The sequence below is a fragment of the Rhizobium sp. CNPSo 3670 genome, from assembly GCF_057784555.1.
The window spans coordinates 112,998-128,437 of sequence record NZ_JBXSOL010000007.1; the positions used below are offsets into that span (position 1 = coordinate 112,998).

Below are 15,440 nucleotides of genomic sequence, written 5' to 3' on the forward strand. Positions count from 1 at the left end.
GTGTCCCAGGCGGCGTTCCCGTCCGTGCCTTCGCAATCGGTCGCCGCGAAAAATCAAAAGAGCTGACAGCGCGTCCCGCGCTGTCAGAAGAACAGATGTTCGAGCGGGCCGGCCGGCAGCGTCAGCTGCAGGAGCTGCGAGAAGATCGCCCAGACGATGAAGCTGAAAACGATGCCGATCGGCAGCGAGATCCAGAGCTTGCGTTTGCCGAAGCCGCGTGCGGTCAGTGCAAACAGAATACCGGTCGCAATCGAGAAGCCGGCAACGCGCAGAAGCAGCATCTGGCAGGCAAGACCCGCGACGATCCAGATGACGGGTGCCACTTCTTGCTTTTCTCGTTCCGGAAACTCGCCGCGCCAAGCTTCGGCGGCAGTCCAGACGCCAAGACAGAAGAGCCCGAACGCCACAACCTCAGGCACCGTCGCCGGACCGATGCGGGCGTACTGTGCGATCGTTTTCAGATGCGTTGCATCCCAGGCCATCACACCGGCGATGGCGAAGAGGAAAACGGCAATGATGAACGCCGCCCGATCAGGGCGGCGCTCGGTTGCCGAGGAGGTCTTATCCTCGCTCATTGAACAAGTCCGATCTCTTTAAGAATGCCCTCTGTGGCGGAGACGTCCTTTTCGAGCTGCGCCTTGAAGGCGTCGCCGGACAGATAGGTGTCGGCCCAGCCCTTGGTCTTCAGCGTTTCCTGCCAGGTGGCAGAGCTGTGCAGCTTCTCGAAATCGGCGGTGATCTTGGCAACTTCGTCGTCCGACAGGCCAGGGGCTGCGGCGACCATGCGCCAGTTCTGGATGCTGACGTCGGTGCCGGCCTCCTTCAGCGTCGGGGCGTCGACGCCGTCGATACGCTTGTCGCTGGAGACGGCGAGGAGACGCAGCATGCCTGCCTTCACCTGCGATTCGAACTCGCTGTAGCTCGAAACGCCTGCTGTGACCTGGTTGCCGAGAATGGCTGCGAGCGCTTCACCGCCGCCGGAGAAGGCGACATAGTTGATCTTCGTCGGGTCGACGCCGGAAGCCTTGGCGATCAGGCCAGCGGTGATGTGGTCGGTGCCGCCGGCCGAGCCGCCGCCCCAGGAAACCGAACCCGGATCCTTCTTCAGCGCCGCGACCAGATCGGCCATCGTCTTGATATCGGACGAGGCAGGAACGACGATGGCTTCATATTCGCCGGTCAGACGGGCGATCGGCGTCACGTCCTTAAGTGTCACCGGCGACTTGTTGGTGAGGATGGCGCCGACCATGACATAGCCGCCGACGATCAGCGAATTCGGATTGCCGGCAGCCTGGCTGGCAAACTGCGCAAGGCCGATGGTACCGCCAGCGCCGGGGACGTTCTGGACCTGTACGTTGCCGGCGATCTTCTCCTGCTGCAGCGCAGCCTGCAGGGAACGGGCCGTCTGGTCCCAGCCGCCGCCGGGAGCGGCCGGCGCGATGATGGTGTAGTCGGCAGCATAGGCCGGCAGCGCGATGGCGGCTGCAAGAATGGTTGCGATGAACGTATGCTTCACGATGTGTCCTCCGTGGGCGGTTGAGCGAACCGCCTGTTATTCTCGAGTGAATCGGAAGGGGTGGCCGGCCAGCGGACGCAGTTGTCCTGAATGACGAGCGGAATGCCTCCCAAACTTCAATTCTCCGCCTCCACGGAGAAGAAGTAGCCAAAGCCACCACAACAACCTGTCATCTAGCTGACATCGGCCAGATATCCAGAAGGAGAAGCCGCTTTTTTGCCGTAATTGGGCCAGCAGCCCGCCGAGGTGTAACAGATATTGAGGTCATGAACGGGCCAAAAGCTGGCCTTCTTCACTGTGCCCGCAGAACCTCGTTCCAGTGCGCGATCAGCCGCGCACGCTTTACCTGATCGAGATAGACCATCAGCCCGGGACTGACCGGCACCGGCCGAAGTTGGGCGCCGAGCAGTTCCTGCAGCGTATTGGCAGTGTTCTCCCCCGCCACCTCCGGGCTGACTGCCGGGATCTGCAGCTCGCGCGCCATGATCGTCTGGCCCTCCTTCGACATAAAAAAGGCAAGGTAGCGGCGGCCGAGCTCCGGCTCGGCTGCAGCCTGCGGCACCAGCCCGATGCGCGACATCACCACCGTATAGTCCTTCGGCAGCACGATGCCGACATCGGGGTGCCGCGAAGCCCAGTCGGCGGCGTAGGAACCGAGAATATTATAGCCGAGCACGAAGCGCCCGTCGGCGACGCGTTCGAGGATCGCCGAGCTCGTCGAGTAGAGCTTGACGCCGGCCGCGCCCATCGCGCCGATCACCGACCAGATGTCGCCGAATTGCTCCTGGTCGCGCGCCATGAAAAGAAAGCCGACGCCCGATCGCTCGATATCGTAGGTGCTGATCCGGCCATAGACCGCATTGCCCTTGCGCTTCAGATAGTCCACGAATTCCGCCCGCGAGCTCGGCACCGGCTCGTGCGCAAAGCTCGGCTTGTGATAGACGAATACCGCCGGCTCGAAGGTCAGCGCATAGGCGGTGTTGCGCCAGTTCGCCCATTTCGGCCAGGCCGCACTCATCGGCAGATTGCTGACCTGCGCATAGCCGTCGTTGGAAAGCTTCACCTGCAGGTCCATCGCCGAGGAAAAGGCAAAATCCGCCGTCTTCTTGCCGGCATCCGTCTCCCCGACAATTCGGTCGTAGATTTCGCCGGTCAGCATGTCCTCGTATTTGACCGCGACGTCAGGATTGGCCTCCTGGAAACCCCGGATCATCGGCTGCGCCAACGGCTCGTCGAGCGAGGAATAGACCGTCAGCACCGGTGCGGCGGCATCGCCCGACTTCGCCGGAAAGAAGGCTTGGTCCGCCAGGACGCAACCCGGCCAGAACGCCAGCAGCAAAATGCAAATTCTCCTCATGCAGCAACAATGCCTGAGCGAACAGAGAGGAGCAAGGGCGCTGGATCGAAGCTGCCGACCGGGAAACATCGATCCGGACAATAATGTCGCTTTCCTCAACGGGAACGGCCTCTTCACCACAAAGGATTAGCGATCAGTTCTATGCTTCACCCCTTTAGAGTATTGATGAAGAACCGCGACGATATATGGTCGCGCTGCCGCGTCAAAACGTCGAAGCCGCCCGAACTTGTTTTCGGGGACGACTCTACGCGACAAAAACTCTAGAAAAAGCTAGACTATCCTGGGAAGATCCATGGGAGGGGTCATGGAACGACGACTGAGCGCTATTCTCGCTGCGGATGTCGTCGGCTACAGCCGACTGATGGGCATGGATGAGTCAGGCACCTTGCAGGCGCTGAACCGCCATCGCTGCGAGCTGATTGACGTTCGGATTTCCGACTACAAGGGCCGGATCGTCAAACTCACCGGCGATGGCATCCTTGCCGAATTCCAGAGCGTGGTGAATGCCGTCGCCTGCGCTGCCGAAATACAGCGCAGCATGTCGGCCCGCAACGAGAACGTGCCGAAGGACGAGCGCGTTGAATTCCGCATCGGCATCAATCTCGGCGATGTCGTGGTCGAGAACGGCGACATATTCGGCGACGGCGTCAATCTTGCCGCAAGGCTTGAGCGTATCGCAGCACCGGGCGGCATCGCCGTGTCGGCCTCCGTGCGCGACCAGGTCGGCTCGCGCCTCAATCTCGGCTTCGAGTTCATCGGCGAGCACATGCTGAAGAATATCAGGCAGCCCGTTCAGGTCTACACCGTCACCTTGGCGCCGCCCTCCTCCACCAGGCTGGTGGCTGAGAACCGCAATACCTGCTTCATTGCCGTGCTGCCCTTCACAAATATGAGCGGTGACGCCGATCAGGATTATTTTTCCGATGGCATCACCGAAGACATCATCACCGATCTTTCTAAGATCTCGAGCCTGCACGTCGTGCCGCGCAACACCATCTTTACCTACAAGGGCATATCGGTGAAGTTGAAGCGCCTCGCCCAGGAACTCGGTGTGCGCTATGTGCTCGAAGGAAGCGTACGGATCTTCGACAAGCGCGTACGCATCTCCGGCCAGCTGATCGACACTGCCAATGGCGACCATCTCTGGGCCGAACGTTACGACCGCGACCTTACCGACATCTTTGCCATCCAGGACGAGATCACACAGGCGATCGTCAGTCAGCTGAAGGTGCGCCTGCTGCCGGAGGAGAAGAAGGCAATCGCCAACGAACCGACGGCCAATGTCGAGGCTTATACCTATTATCTCAGGGGTCGCCAGCTCTCCCACACCTGGACAAAATCCTATCTCGAGCTCGCAAGGCGCATGTTCTGCAAGGCGGTAGAACTTGACCCCGATTATGCCCGGGCCTATGCCGGCATCGCCGATTGCGACGCTGCGATCCGCGACTGGGCGCCCGACGATGTGCCGCTGAGGCGCATTCTCGATATGAGCGCACGGGCCCTTCAGCTCGACCCCGATCTTCCCGAGGCCCACGCCTCGCATGGCTTGGCCCTGCATCAGAGCGGTCTCGATGATCGTGCGGCGGCTGCCTTCGAACGTGCCCTCACGCTCGACCCGAACCTTTTCGAGGCGAATTTTCATTACGCCCGGTTCTTCTTCATGCGCGGCAACTTTGCCAAATCCGTTCAATATTTCACCCGCGCCGCCGAAATCCGCCCTGACGACTACGTCTCGCCGATCCATCTGATGTCGGCCTACCGCTCCCTCGGCCGTCCGGTGGATACGGAAAACTGGGCACGACTCGGCCTGCTGCGCGCCGAACGTGCGCTGAATCTCAATCCCGAAAACTCCGGCCCGGCCCATCGCGGCGCGCTGGCGCTTGCCCATCTCGGCGATGCGAAGCGGGCGCGCGACTGGGCCGCCCGGGCGATCGCCATCGATCCCGACGACATTGTCGCCCAGTACAATCTTGCCTGCGTCTATTCCGTCCTCGGCGATACCGACCGAGCAATCGACCTGCTCGAGAAGCTGCTGCCGCACAGCTCCGTCTATCATATCAAATGGTTCGACAATGATTCCGACCTCGACAACATCCGCGAGGATCCCCGCTTTCGGAAATTGTTGGCGATCGCAATGACGGAACGTGAACGGGTCGAGAGGACCGGGAGCTGAAATCCCGTCCCCCGCCATTCACCGAATTTTGAAAATCGCTATGACATCGCTCAGCCACCTCTGTAATCTCCTTTGAAAACAGAGGGAACATCCGTGCGCATCCTGCTCACAGAAGATAATATCGCGTTGGCCGACGGCCTGTCGGCGATTTTGCGCGGCACGGGCCATGCCGTCGACGTCGTGCATGACGGCGCATCCGCAAATGCGGTTATCGCCGCGGAAAATTTCGATCTTGTCATTCTCGACCTCAACCTGCCCGAGATGGACGGGCTCGACGTGCTGCGCGCCATGCGCGCCCGGCAGAACCAAGCAGCCGTCCTGATCCTGACGGCGCGGGGCACGCCGGAAGAACGGGTGAAGGGTCTCGATCTCGGCGCCGACGATTATCTGATCAAACCGTTCGATATTACCGAATTCGAGGCCCGCGTACGCGTGCTGCTGCGCCGCCAGGCCGGGCTGCGTTCGGCGACCGTCGGTTTCGGCGGCATTTCCTTCGACCTCAATTCCCGCACCTTTTCATCAGGCGATACCCCGCTTGATATTCCCGCCCGCGAACTCGGCTTGCTCGAAATCCTCTTCATGCGGGCCGGCAAGGTCGTGGCCAAGGAGGCGATCATCCAGTCGCTGACGGCCTTCGACGACGATATTTCCGCAAACGCCATCGAGCAATATGTCAGCCGGCTGAGGAAACGCCTCTCGCCGCACGGCCTGACGGTCAAGACTGCCCGCGGCATCGGATACTATCTCGACAAGCTGCCCGGGGCCTCATGAAAGCCGCCTACTCCCTCAGGCGCCGGCTGCTCTTCTGGCTGCTGATCTCGACCGCCGTCATCGGCACGCTGGCGCTCGCCGATACCTATCGCGAAGCGGTCCAGACGTCGAATATCGTCTCCGACCGCGTGCTCGCCGGCTCTGCTCTGGCAATTGCCGAACGCGTCGTCGTCGCCGAAGACGGGACATTGCAGGTCGACATTCCCTATGTCGCTCTTGAAATGCTGACCTCGGCGGCGCAGGACCGGGTCTTCTACCGTGTTGACGGCCCTCCGGGTCAATTCATCACCGGCTATCAATCCCTGCCGGTCCTGAAGAAAACGCCCGGCAATGCCGCGGCCTTTGCCGACGACAGCTTCCGCGGCGAACCGATCCGCATCGCCACTCTCGAGCGCTCGGCCTCGACGGGCATCCGCTCCGTGCCCTTCGTTGTGACGGTCGCCGAAACCACCATCGCCCGTCGGCAATTGACGCAGGCGATTCTCGTACGTTCGGCGCTGCGTCTCGCCTTCATGATCCTGGGCGCGGCGGTGATCGTCTGGATATCGGTCACGGTGGCGCTCCGCCCGCTCTACAAGCTCGGCGACGCTATCGGCGAACGCAGCCCTGGCGATCTGCATCCGATCGAACAAACCGTGCCGAGCGAGGTCGAGCCGCTGGTAGATACGGTGAACTCTTTCATGGTCCGCCTGCAGTCGGCCCTCGATGCGCTGCGCAATTTCACCGGCAACGCCAGCCATCAGTTGCGCACGCCCTTAGCGATCATCCGCACCCAGCTCGCCCTTTCCGCCCGCGCCGGCGCGCTTGATGAAGCCCAGGCGGCGGCGCTGAAGGGAGACCAGGCCGTGGCGCATGCCGAGCGCATCCTTGCTCAGCTTCTCCTGATGGCGAAGATCGATGCCGCCACGGCCAAGGAGGCGCTGACCGCCTCCGCCATCGACCTTGCGGCAATCGCTCAGGAAATCACCGGCGAGCAGATCCCGACGGCCGCCGTCGCCGGTATCGATCTCGGCTTCGAGGGCGAAAGCCCGGCCATGATCCGCGCCGAGCCGCTGCTGATCGGCGAGATGCTGCGCAATCTCGCCGGCAACGCCATCGCCTATGCCGGCAAGGGGGCTGAGGTCACCGTCCGCATCATCGCAGCCGCCGACACGGTTCGCCTCGAAGTCGAGGACAATGGTCCCGGTATTCCCAGCGAGAAGCTGGAGGCGGTCCGCAGGCGCTTTTCGCGCGGCAATGATTCCGGCGCGCCCGGCGCCGGCCTCGGCCTGCCGATCGTCGAAGAAATCGCCAATCTTTTCAACGCCGCCCTGACGCTGGAACCGGGCGCGGGCGGCAAGGGTCTGAAGGCGGCGGTCACCTTCGCCAAAGCGGCGTAAAAGCCGCCGGGTCCTCGACGTTCGGCCCTTGCTTTCTTTCGCTGCATTGCACACACTGACTTCGGGAACAGCAAGCCGCACAATGATGCGCGCCGGATAAAAAGAGAAATATGTCGATCAAAGCCAGCATCTATCATCTGACGCATTATACCTACGACAAACCGGTCCGCCTCGGCCCACAGATCATCCGGTTGAAACCGGCCTCGCATTCGAAGACGCGGGTGCTCAGCCACTCGTTGAAGGTCACGCCCTCCAACCACTTCGTCAACCTCCAGCAGGACCCCTACGGCAATTACCTCGCCCGCTACGTCTTCCCCGATCCCGTGACCGAGTTCAAGATCGAGGTCGACCTGGTCGCCGACATGACGGTCTACAATCCCTTCGATTTCTTCGTAGAGGAGGAGGCGACAAAGTGGCCGTTCGACTATCCTGAAACCATCCGTGAGGATCTGTCGATCTACATGACGCCGGAGCCCGCCGGCCCGCGTCTCAAGGCACTGCTGCCGACGCTCGATTGGTCGCCGGGCCAGCCGACGATCGATATGGTCGTCGGTTTGAACGCCCGCCTGCAGCGGCAGATCGGCTATGTCATCCGCATGGAAGCCGGTGTGCAGACGCCGGAAGAGACGTTGGAAAACGCCAAAGGCTCCTGTCGCGACACCAGCTGGCTGCTCGTCCAGATCCTGCGCCATCTCGGCCTTGCCGCGCGCTTCGTCTCCGGCTACCTCATTCAGCTGACGCCTGACCTGAAGGCGCTCGATGGCCCCTCCGGGACCGAAGTCGATTTTACCGACCTGCATGCCTGGGCCGAGGTCTATCTGCCGGGTGCCGGCTGGGTCGGCCTCGATCCGACCTCCGGCCTCCTGACCGGCGAAAGCCATATCCCGCTTGCAGCGACGCCGCATTACCGCAACGCTGCCCCCATTTCCGGCGGCTATTTCGGCGAGGCCGAAACCGAATTCGCCTTCGATATGAAGGTCTCGCGCGTTGCCGAGCATCCGCGCATCACCAAGCCCTTCTCCGATGACAGCTGGAACGAACTCAACGAACTCGGCGAGAAAGTCGATCGTATCCTCGAAACCGAGGATGTGCGCCTCACCATGGGCGGCGAGCCGACCTTCGTTTCGATCGACGATTTTCAATCCGCCGAATGGAACACCGAGGCCGTCGGCCCGACCAAGCGCGAAAAGGCGGACGCGCTCATCCGCCGGCTTCGCACCCGCTTCGCCCCGAACGGCTTTCTGCATTACGGCCAGGGCAAATGGTATCCGGGCGAAAGCCTGCCGCGCTGGACCTTCTCGCTCTACTGGCGCAAAGATGGCTTGCCGATCTGGTCCGATGACAATCTCGTCGCCACCGAGGGCCGCAATTATGAGGTCACGGAGGATGATGCCGGCCGGCTGCTCACGGCGATTGCCGGCGAGCTGGATGTGTCCCCGGAATATGTCGCGCCGGCCTTCGAGGATCCCGCCGAATGGCTCACCAAGGAAGCGAACCTGCCGGAGAATGTCGATCCGGCGAATTCCAAACTCAAGGACGCCGAGGAGCGCAGCCGTATCGCCCGTGTCTTCAATCGCGGACTGACCCGCCCGACCGGTTATGTCCTGCCTGTTCAGGCCTGGAACGCGCGCGCCAGCGGCCGCACCTGGACGAGCGAGAAATGGTCGACGCGGCGCGGCCGCATCTTCCTCGTGCCGGGCGACAGCCCGGTCGGCTATCGTCTGCCGCTCAATTCGCTCGCCTATATCCCGCCCTCGCAATATCCCTATATCAACCCGCTCGATCCGTTTGTGCAGCGCCCGGAACTGCCGGATTTCGCCGAGGATAGCGGGCGTCCGCTACAGGCCGCGCACTTCCAGCCCTTCACCGGCCAGCAACCGGCGGCACCTCAATCGTTGAACGAGATCGGCGGCCACGTCCGCACCGCGATTTCCGTCGAGCCGCGCGATGGCCGCCTCTGCGTCTTCATGCCGCCCACAGAAACGCTCGAAGATTATCTCGATCTCATCGCCTCGACCGAACGAGCGGCCGCCGCTCTCGGTCTCGCCGTTCACATCGAAGGCTATCCGCCGCCGCAAGACGAGCGCATCAACGTCATCCGCGTCGCCCCGGATCCCGGCGTCATCGAGGTCAACATTCATCCGTCCTCGACATGGAAAGAAACGGTCGACATCACCACTGCCATCTACGAGGAGGCCCGCCAGAGCCGTCTCGGCGCCGACAAGTTCATGATCGACGGCCGCCATACCGGCACCGGCGGCGGCAACCATGTCGTCGTCGGCGGAAGCAATCCGAACAACAGCCCCTTTCTGCGCCGCCCGGATTTGCTGAAGAGCCTCGTGCTGCACTGGCAACGCCATCCCTCGCTTTCCTACCTCTTCTCCGGGTTGTTCATCGGCCCGACCAGCCAAGCGCCGCGCATCGATGAAGCCCGCCACGACAGCCTCTACGAGCTGGAAATCGCACTGGCGCAGATCCCGGCGCCCGGCCGCGGCCAGCAGCCTTTGCCCTGGCTCGTCGACCGCCTGTTCCGCAACCTCTTGATCGACGTGACCGGCAATACCCATCGCGCCGAAATCTGCATCGACAAGCTCTTCTCCCCCGATGGCCCGACGGGCCGCCTCGGCCTGGTGGAGTTCCGCGGTTTCGAAATGCCGCCGAATGCCCGCATGTCGCTGGCCCAGCAGCTGCTGGTGCGTGCGCTGATCGCTCGCTTCTGGATGAAACCGGCCGACGGCAAGTTCGTGCGCTGGGGAACCTCGCTGCACGACCGCTTCATGCTGCCGCATTATGTCTGGGCCGACTTCCTCGATGTGCTGGCGGACTTGCGTCAAAACGGCTTCGATCTCAGCCCTGAATGGTTCAAGGCCCAACTCGAATTCCGCTTCCCCTTCTGCGGCGAGGTCGACTATGAAGGATCGAAGCTGGAACTGCGTCAGGCGCTGGAACCCTGGCACGTCATGGGTGAGCAAGGCGCGATCGGCGGCACGGTTCGCTATGTCGATTCGTCCGTCGAACGCCTGCAGGTACGCTTCGAAACCAGCAATACCGCGCGCTACACCGTCACCTGCAACGGCCGCGTCCTGCCGCTGACGCCGACCGGCACGTCGGGCGTATCGGTCGCCGGCGTTCGCTACAAGGCATGGCAGCCGGCTTCGGGCTTGCATCCGGTGCTGCCGATCAGCACACCTTTGACTTTTGACATTTATGATACATGGTCGAAGCGTTCGATTGGCGGCTGCATCTATCATGTTGCCCATCCGGGCGGCCGGACCTATGACACCTTCCCGGTCAACGGCAACGAGGCGGAAGCAAGGCGGCTGGCCCGCTTCGAGCCGTGGGGGCATACGGCGGGCGGTTTCATCCCGCGCGCCGAGACGGGTTCGCCGGAATTCCCGCTGACGCTGGATCTGAGGCGGCCTGCCGGCATTTGAGACCCGGGGGCAGAGGCCGAGGGTGAGGTTGGGTTTGATGGGTAAGAGACCGGCAGTGGAGCGCAGGCAAGAGGCGGAGAGCAGCATCGGCAAGGATGCGGCCTTCGGCTATGCGCCGCTTCCCGGCACCGCCGACGAGATGGTCGACAATAAAGGCGCGGTCCGCCCCGTCTGGCAGCGTTTCCTCTCGCATCTCGGCGCAATGTCGGAAAAGGATCTCGCGGAGCGTTTCGCCCGCGCCGACCGCTACCTCAGAGACGCCGGCGTCTTCTACCGTGCCTATGGCAGCAAGGGAGCCGGCGAACGCGCCTGGCCGATCTCGCATATCCCGGTGCTGATCGACGAGCGCGAATGGCAGGCGCTGTCGGCAGGCCTCGTCCAGCGCGCCGACCTCCTGGAGGCGATCATTGCCGATATCTACAGCGAGAACCGGCTGGTCGAGGAAGGATTCCTGCCGCCGGCGCTGATCGCCGCCAATCCCGAATTTCAGCGCCCGCTGGCCGGCATCCGGCCGGCATCCGGCCACTATCTGCACTTCTGCGCCTTCGAAATCGGCCGCGGGCCTGACGGCAATTGGTGGGTGTTGGCAGATCGCACCCAAGCTCCCTCCGGCGCCGGCTTCGCGCTTGAAAACCGCGTCGCGACGACCCGCGCCTTCTCCGACATCTATGCCGAAACGCCCGTCCACCGCCTCGCCTCGTTCTTCGGCGCCTTCCGCGATGCGCTGCAGGACATGAAACATTCAGGCGACGACCGCATCGCCGTCCTGACGCCAGGTCCTGCCAACGAGACCTATTACGAACACGCCTACATTGCCCGCTATCTCGGCTTCATGCTGCTCGAGGGCGAGGATCTCGCCGTCGTCAAGGGCCGCGTCATGGTCCGCACCGTCGCCGGCCTGAAGCCGATCGGCGTGCTCTGGCGCCGCCTCGATTCGGCCTTTGCCGACCCGCTGGAGCTGAACCAGAATTCGCATATCGGCACGCCCGGTCTCGTGGAAGCGCTGCGCGCCGAAAGCGTCACCATCGTCAACGCGCTCGGCACCGGCATTCTCGAAACCCGGGCGCTTCTCGCCTTCATGCCGACCATCTGCCGGCATCTGCTCGGGCAGGATCTGAGACTGCCGTCGATTGCCACCTGGTGGTGCGGCCAGAAGGAAGAGCGCGAGCAGGTCGCCAAGAATATCGAGAAAATGGTAATCGGCCCGGCCTATTCCCGTGCGCCTTTCTTCGACGACAACGGCGAATCCGTGCTCGGCTCGTCGCTGCGGGCAACGGCCAAAGATTCCATCGCCAACTGGCTGAATTCGGACGGTCAGAAACTGGTCGGTCAGGAAGTCGTCACGTTGTCGACGACGCCCGCCTGGGTGAATGGCAAACTCATGCCGCGGCCGATGTCGCTGCGCGTCTTCGCTGCCCGCACGGCAAACGGCTGGCAGATCATGCCCGGCGGTTTTGCCCGCATCGGCTCCGGCGCCGACGTCTCGGCGATCGCCATGCAGTCCGGCGGAGCAGCCGCCGACGTCTGGATCGTCAGCGACAAGCCGGTCGAGCGCCACACCCTGCTGCCGGCCGAAGGCAGCTTCACCCGCAACATGCCGGGCAGCCTGCCGAGCCGGGCGGCCGACAATCTGTTCTGGCTCGGCCGATATATCGAACGCGCCGAAGGGGCGTTGCGGATCCTGCGCGCCTGGCATGCGCGTTATGCCGAAGCCGCCGATCCGAGCCAGCCGCTGCTCGCCGACGTCTCCGCCTATCTCGCGGCCGTCGATATCGATACCGCCGAGCCCGTGCCCGAGAGGCTCCTGCGCAACATCGACAGCGCCGTCTATTCCGCCAGCAACATCCGCGACCGCTTCTCGCCCGATGGTTGGCTCGCCCTCAACGATCTCGCCAAAACCGCCCGCCGCTTTCACGCCACCGTCACTGCCGGCGATGACGCCAGCCATGCGATGACGATCCTCCTGCGCAAGCTCGCGGGCTTCGCCGGCCTCGTGCACGAGAACATGTACCGCTTCATGGGCTGGCGTTTCCTCTCCCTCGGCCGCTATATCGAGCGCGGCCTGCACATGACGCGCCTGCTCGGCCACATGTCCGGCCCGGAAGCGCCCGACGGCGCGCTCGACATGCTGCTCGAGATCGGCGACAGCGTCATGACTCACCGCCGCCGCTACAACGTCAATACAGCAAGGCTGACCGTCACCGACCTGTTGGCGCTCGACCCCCTCAATCCGCGCTCGGTCCTCTTCCAGGTGAACGAAATCCATCATGAGGTCGAGCAATTGCCGAACGCCTTGATCAATGGGCAGATGTCGCCCTTCTACCGCGAGGCGATGCGGCTTCATTCCGGTCTGGCGGTAATGACGCCGGAGGGCATGGGGATAGAGGTCTACCAGCGGCTCGAACGCGAGTTGGAGCAGCTTTCTGATCTGCTCGCCCAGACCTATCTCGGCTGATGGCAGTGCTTTACGATCTCTCGCTCCGCATGAGTTACAGCTACGACGTGCCGGCCTCCGGCGCTCGCCATATCATGCGATTGATGCCGCTGTCGCTGAGCAACCGGCAACGCCTGGTCGCCGGCTCGATCACCGTTTCGCCGACGCCGGACGAGCAGTCTCATTTCGTCGATTTCTTTCAGCATCCCGCCACCTCCTTCATGCTGCGGACGCCGCATGAGACGCTCGACATTCGCATGCAGGCCCGTGTGCAGGTCGAAAGCCAGCCGATCGCCGCCGATTTCTCGCCGCTGCTTGCCGACCTGCCGGAGGAAATATCCGGCGTCTGGTCACTTGCGCCGGATTCGCCGCATCACTTTCTTGGCGACAGCCCGCGCCTGACGCAGACGCGCGAGATTGGCGATTACGCACGAAGCTGCGTCACGCCCCAGCTGACAGCCATGCAGATCGCCCATGCGCTCTGCGCCCGCATCAATAGGGATTTCACCTACGATTCCGACGCAACCGCAGTAGACACGACCCCGCTCGAAGCGTTCAGGCTGAAGCGCGGCGTCTGCCAGGATTTCACCCACGTCATGATCCTGGCGCTCAGAAGCCTCGGCATTCCGGCCGGCTACGTCTCCGGCTTCCTGCGCACCATTCCGCCCCCCGGCAAGGAAAGGCTGGAAGGAGCGGACGCGATGCATGCCTGGGTGCGGGTCTGGTGCGGCGAGACGATCGGCTGGATCGAACTCGACCCGACCAACAACATCCCCGCCGGCATGGACCATATTGTGGTCGCCTATGGCCGGGACTATTCCGACGTCGTCCCCGTCATCGGCGTCTTGAAAAGCTATGGCGGCCAACGCGCCGTTCAGGCGGTCGACGTCATTCCGCTGAAATGATCCCAAAATTGGAAAAATCAGCCAATTCGTTAAAATTCTATTGACGCCGTAAGGACTGCATAAAGAAGCAGCGTGCGTAAATCACCTCACAGGGTTTCCAGTTGGGTGAACATGATGAGCACCTCCATTTTGCGTCCCTGCCTGCGTCGCATGTTCAGCGATCGAGGCGGTAATTTCGGAATTATGACGGCGATTTTGGCGCCGGTTCTTCTCGGCGCCGCCGGCTTGGCGATTCAGGTCGGAGATATGCTGCTCTCCAAACAGCAATTGCAGGAGGCGGCCGATTCGGCGGCGCTTGCCACCGCCACCGCGCTAGCGAATAGCACGATCCAAACCTCTGAGGCCGAAGCCTTTGCGCGGAATTTTGTCGCCGGGCAAATGGCGAATTATCTGCAAAGCGGCGTCGACATTAAAAGCGCGACTGGCGTTACCGTGCAGACAAACACGTCGGGAAATTCGACATCCTATCAGGTAACGGTTTCGCCAAGCTACGACCTGAAGGTCAATCCGCTGATGCAAGCGGTCGGTTTCACCACGCAACACCTTTCGACGTCCGGCACGACGGTCGGCGGCCATTCGCAGACTCAGGGCTCCATCTCGATGTATTTGGCGCTCGATAAATCGGGATCGATGGGAGAGGATACCGCGACCGTTAATAAGGATGTTCCGACGGAATCATACACCTACGACTGCAACCTTCACTACAACAGCAAGAATGATAAGTGGGTTTACGACAAATGCACCGGTAGCCGCACAAATTACTACACCAAGATCGAGGCGCTTAAGATCGCCGCCGGCAATCTCTTCGGCCAGCTGAACAGCGCCGATCCCAACGCCCAATACGTGCGCACTGGCGCAGTATCTTACGATATCGTTCAATATACACCCAGCACTCTTGCCTGGGGAACTTCTGGGGTCTCGAGCTATGTCAACGCACTTCAGGCGAATGGCGGCACGAATTCGAGCGGCGCGATGAACACGGCCTATTCGTCCCTGACGGCAAAGAATGCTGCGGGGAATGACGCCGAAGATTCCGCCCATAAGCTGAAGACTGGCCAAATACCCCAAAAGTACATCGTCTTCATGACCGACGGCGACAATAATAACGATAGCAGCGGCGGCCGTTCATATGACACACTGACCAAGGCAACATGCGACACTGCCAAATCCAAGGGCATCGAGATCTATACGATCGCCTTCATGGCGCCGGCGGGCGGACAGGCCTTGCTGCATTATTGTGCCTCCGACGACTCCCATTATTTCCAGGCCGAAAAAATGGAAGACCTCCTCGCAGCGTTCAAAGCGATCGGAGCGAAGGCCTCCGCACAGATGACGCGCCTGACGAATTGAGATGCCGGCGAGGAACCGAATGAAAAGCCGCGCCGGAACAAACCGGCGCGGCTTTTCATTATCGATAGCCCACCCGTCCGATCGGGAAAGGCGATTGAAATCAACCCTCCTCGGCGATCTG

10 protein-coding genes are annotated in these 15,440 nt (G+C 62.2%); 7 read left to right on the top strand and 3 right to left on the bottom strand.

Going from position 1 to position 15,440, the window contains the following annotated elements; translation table 11 throughout:
• Window positions 1-83: 83 nt before the first annotated feature.
• From AC13QO_RS09410 to AC13QO_RS09420, 3 genes are all read right to left on the bottom strand, one after another.
• Window positions 84-575 (bottom strand): tripartite tricarboxylate transporter TctB family protein, encoded by a 492-nt coding sequence (locus tag AC13QO_RS09410; protein ID WP_285192543.1) that lies wholly within the window; start codon window positions 573-575, stop codon window positions 84-86.
• Window positions 572-1,516, bottom strand: a complete 945-nt coding sequence (locus AC13QO_RS09415) for a Bug family tripartite tricarboxylate transporter substrate binding protein (protein ID WP_020922265.1) — start codon at window positions 1,514-1,516, stop codon at window positions 572-574. The genes AC13QO_RS09410 and AC13QO_RS09415 overlap by 4 nt, the downstream gene beginning before the upstream one ends.
• Window positions 1,517-1,808: 292 nt before the next feature.
• Complete coding sequence (locus AC13QO_RS09420; protein ID WP_488540512.1) at window positions 1,809-2,855, bottom strand: ABC transporter substrate-binding protein; 1,047 nt, start codon at window positions 2,853-2,855, stop codon at window positions 1,809-1,811.
• Window positions 2,856-3,177: 322 nt separating this feature from the next.
• Here AC13QO_RS09420 and AC13QO_RS09425 point away from each other — a divergent pair, with 322 nt between their 5' ends.
• The 7 genes from AC13QO_RS09425 to AC13QO_RS09455 all read left to right on the top strand — a co-directional run bounded on the left by AC13QO_RS09425 (window position 3,178) and on the right by AC13QO_RS09455 (window position 15,319).
• Complete coding sequence (locus AC13QO_RS09425; RefSeq protein ID WP_097597240.1) at window positions 3,178-5,046, top strand: TPR end-of-group domain-containing protein; 1,869 nt, start codon at window positions 3,178-3,180, stop codon at window positions 5,044-5,046.
• 93 nt (window positions 5,047-5,139) lie between these two features.
• On the top strand, window positions 5,140-5,817 hold the full coding sequence (locus AC13QO_RS09430) for a response regulator (RefSeq protein ID WP_085779464.1): 678 nt from the start codon (window positions 5,140-5,142) through the stop codon (window positions 5,815-5,817).
• Complete coding sequence (locus AC13QO_RS09435) at window positions 5,814-7,196, top strand: sensor histidine kinase (RefSeq protein WP_488540513.1); 1,383 nt, start codon at window positions 5,814-5,816, stop codon at window positions 7,194-7,196. The genes AC13QO_RS09430 and AC13QO_RS09435 overlap by 4 nt, the downstream gene beginning before the upstream one ends.
• A gap of 110 nt (window positions 7,197-7,306) precedes the next feature.
• Window positions 7,307-10,630, top strand: a complete 3,324-nt coding sequence (locus AC13QO_RS09440; protein ID WP_488540514.1) for a transglutaminase family protein — start codon at window positions 7,307-7,309, stop codon at window positions 10,628-10,630.
• A 37-nt stretch (window positions 10,631-10,667) separates the two neighbouring features.
• Window positions 10,668-13,085 (top strand): circularly permuted type 2 ATP-grasp protein, encoded by a 2,418-nt coding sequence (locus AC13QO_RS09445; protein WP_285192539.1) that lies wholly within the window; start codon window positions 10,668-10,670, stop codon window positions 13,083-13,085.
• Window positions 13,082-13,969, top strand: coding sequence for a transglutaminase family protein (locus tag AC13QO_RS09450; protein WP_285192704.1), 888 nt, complete (start codon window positions 13,082-13,084; stop codon window positions 13,967-13,969). Before AC13QO_RS09445 ends, AC13QO_RS09450 begins: the two co-directional genes overlap by 4 nt.
• Window positions 13,970-14,083: 114 nt before the next feature.
• Window positions 14,084-15,319, top strand: a complete 1,236-nt coding sequence (locus AC13QO_RS09455; protein WP_488540515.1) for a pilus assembly protein TadG-related protein — start codon at window positions 14,084-14,086, stop codon at window positions 15,317-15,319.
• Window positions 15,320-15,440 lie beyond the last annotated feature (121 nt).

Coding starts and splice junctions, on each gene's coding strand:
- AC13QO_RS09410 (WP_285192543.1), bottom strand. CDS start 575: ATGAGCGAGGATAAGACCTCCTCGGCAACCGAGCGCCGCCCTGATCGG.
- AC13QO_RS09425 (WP_097597240.1), top strand. CDS start 3,178: ATGGAACGACGACTGAGCGCTATTCTCGCTGCGGATGTCGTCGGCTAC.
- AC13QO_RS09435 (WP_488540513.1), top strand. CDS start 5,814: ATGAAAGCCGCCTACTCCCTCAGGCGCCGGCTGCTCTTCTGGCTGCTG.
- AC13QO_RS09440 (WP_488540514.1), top strand. CDS start 7,307: ATGTCGATCAAAGCCAGCATCTATCATCTGACGCATTATACCTACGAC.
- AC13QO_RS09445 (WP_285192539.1), top strand. CDS start 10,668: ATGGGTAAGAGACCGGCAGTGGAGCGCAGGCAAGAGGCGGAGAGCAGC.
- AC13QO_RS09455 (WP_488540515.1), top strand. CDS start 14,084: ATGAGCACCTCCATTTTGCGTCCCTGCCTGCGTCGCATGTTCAGCGAT.